Annotated in this window: 2 protein-coding genes; both read right to left on the bottom strand. The window is 66.2% G+C overall.

Annotated elements, in window-relative coordinates; translation table 11 throughout:
* The coding region (locus H926_RS34905; protein ID WP_371256283.1) for a LamG-like jellyroll fold domain-containing protein at positions 1 to 1,219 on the bottom strand (1,219 nt) is incomplete at its 3' end.
* A gap of 146 nt (positions 1,220 to 1,365) precedes the next feature.
* Positions 1,366 to 2,906: family 43 glycosylhydrolase (locus tag H926_RS0116860; protein WP_022677360.1), on the bottom strand; the 1,541-nt coding region annotated here is incomplete at its 5' end.

Here is a 2,906-nt window from a genome sequence, read left to right on the forward strand (position 1 = left end):
TCACATTGGTAAAGCGCAGCACGCCGCCCTGGCGCGGCGCCAGGTCGGTGACCGAGCGCACCACGCCCTGTGGCCGGGCCGCCAGTTTCTGCCAGTTGCCTTGGCCATCGGCCGACCATTCCAGCGCGCCATAGGCCGCGCCGCGAATCTCCACGCGGTTGAAGGCCGCATCGGCCGGCACTGTCAGGCTATAGGCCTTGCCCCCTTCGACATAGACGTTCCAATCGGGCAGTTCGAAATAATCGTCACGGCCGGGCAGGCGCGATCGGTTGTAAACGCCCGGCCAGGTGGTTTCGGCAATGCCATCCACCCCTTTCCACATCCACTCCTTGAGATCCTTGGCATCGGCAAATTCCACCTTGCGCACGGTGGTGACCGGCGCGGACAGTGGTGGCGGCATCTGGCTGTCCCACCCGAAGCGGTGCAGCCAGGCGGTGCGCGGCGCGGAAGCCGCCGGAGAGGGCGCAGATGGCGGCGCATCACCATGCGCGGCCAGCGCGGCCACGCCGGGGCCATCAAGCATGTGGTCATAGACGCGGATATCGTCGAGATCAGACCCGCGCATGAAGTTATAGCGGCTTTGCACCTGGTGCGGGGCGATCACCCGGCCCGCCAGGCCAAACTGATCGAGCCCCATGTCGAGATCGGCAGCCTGCGCCTTGGCCGCCACTTCGCGCCCGTCCCAGAACAGCTTGATGCCGCGCGCCTCGTCCCAGGCAAAGGCGATGTGGTGCCACGCATCGGGCGCCGGGGCTTGCGGGATTGTCCAACTGACCCGCACGCGCGAGAGATTGGCGTCGGTAACGAAGGCGTCAAACCCATGGCCGTTCCAATCGATGCGCAGGAACGCCATGTCCCAGCTGGAATGATCGGCGGCGGCGGCGCGGAAAATCACGAAGGGTGCTTCGCCCACCGGGGTGTGGCTGCGCCAGAAGAATGCCAGCGTGCCGCGCTGGGCATAGATATTGCTCGGCGCATTCCACGCGACATAGCCACCATCGGCCCAGCGCCCCGCCCCGCCCTGCGCGCCATCGGGAACGATCGCCACGTCGCTCTGGAAATTGGGCACGGCATCGCCGCCGGCCTGGGCAGCGATGAAATCGCGATCGAGCGGGGCATGGAACAGCAGGCCATCGGCCGGTGCCGCACGCGCGGCGGTGGTGTTCGCCAGGCAAGCCAGGGCCAGCAACGAGGCACCACGCAAGAGCGGATGGGACACGGCAATTCTCCCGATAATTTCAACATTATCTTGTTACGTCACCCCGGACTTGATCCGGGGTCCCGCTTTCTTCTGCTCGGTCCCACGAAGAAGCGGGACCCCGGGTCAAGCCCGGGGTGACGAAGGTGACAGGTTACTAACTTTGTTCATGATTCCAGCACACGAAACCGGAAATCGCGAAAGCGCGCCTCGCCCTTGCCTGCAGCATAGAGGCCGGGGCGCAGCATCAGGAAACCGCCGCGCACGTTGTGGTGATAGCCCGAAACCTCCATCCCCCGGTCAAAGCGCTGCCAGGTCTGGCCATCATCGCCGCTGGTGTGCAGCGAAACGATATGCCGATCGTTGCGCAGGCGCATGCGCAGGCGGCGACCATGCGGATTGGCGGGGCGGCCGCGCTCCATGCCATATTGGTGGGTGACGAACGCCTTGGCGTCAAAGCCCAGCCCGCAATAGAGCGCCTGGTCATAGAACAGCAGCAGGCCGGCGGTGGTTTCGGGATCGATGTCGATCGTGCAGGCAAATTCATAGGCCTGGTCCCCGGCGATAAGCAGCAGCGGAGAGGAATCGGCCGGCGCCGTGCCGCGCGCGGCCAGGTGCAGGCAATGATCGGCCACACGCACGCGGCGCGCTTCATCCGGCGCGGGCTTGAAGAAATTCCACCGCTTGCCCAGCGCCGGCGTGGCGAAATCGTCTGACAGCGGCAGCCCGTGCGGGCCCGACGGGTGCCCGCCGCGCGGGCTGGGCAAGGGCGTGGAGAGATCACCGCCCTTCATGCGGAACCAGCCATCGGCGGTCCATTCCACCGGATCGAGCAGGGTCTGGCGGCCCAGGGTCCAGTAATCGCGTTCGAAACCGTGATAGACCGACCACCAATCGCCACCCGGCCCCGGAAATAGCGTGGCATGGCCGCGTGACCACCACGCCTCTTCCCGGCTGCGCGTGCGCACGATCGGGTTGTGCGGGCAGTTTTCCCACGGCCCGTGGATGGAGCGGGAGCGCGCGGCGATGACCATGTGCCCGGTCGGCGGGCCGGCCGTGCCGCCTACCGCCGTGATCAGATAGAACCAGCCGCCATGGGAAACGATCTTGGGCCCCTCGGGCGAAAAGCCTTCGACTGGCCAGCGCTCTGCCGAGGCATCGGAATAGCGCCAGGGATCATAGACATGCTGCACAGCGCCGATCGTCGACAGGCCATCGGCAGCCAGCGCCACGCGGTCTCCGCCCGACAGGAACAGCCAGCGCGAGCCGTCTTCGCCCACGGCATGGCCAGGGTCGATATGGTCGGGCAGGCCCAGGTTGATCGGCGCGCTCCATGGCCCGGCGATCTGATCGGCCCAGATCACATAAGTGGCGTTGGGCCGCGCCTTGGCAGCGAAATAGATGAAATAGCGCCCGGCGTGGCGGCACAGATCCGGCGCCCACACCGCGCCGACATTCTGCGTCAGCGCGGCGGTGACCGGTTGCCAGTTGAGCAGGTCGCGCGAATGCCAGATGACCAGGCCCGGATAGGAATCGAAAGTGGAGAAGGTCATGTAGTAATCATCGCCATCCTTCAGGATCGAAGGATCGGGATGATCGCCGGCCATGATCGGATTGCGATAGGTGCCGTTGCCCTGATCGGCGACGCGCTGGCCATCGAACCCACGCGGGCGCGCGGCAGGCGCGGCCGTGGCGGGAAGGCTGGCCA

The sequence above is a fragment of the Novosphingobium sp. B-7 genome (assembly GCF_000410615.1).
Classification (GTDB): domain Bacteria; phylum Pseudomonadota; class Alphaproteobacteria; order Sphingomonadales; family Sphingomonadaceae; genus Novosphingobium; species Novosphingobium capsulatum.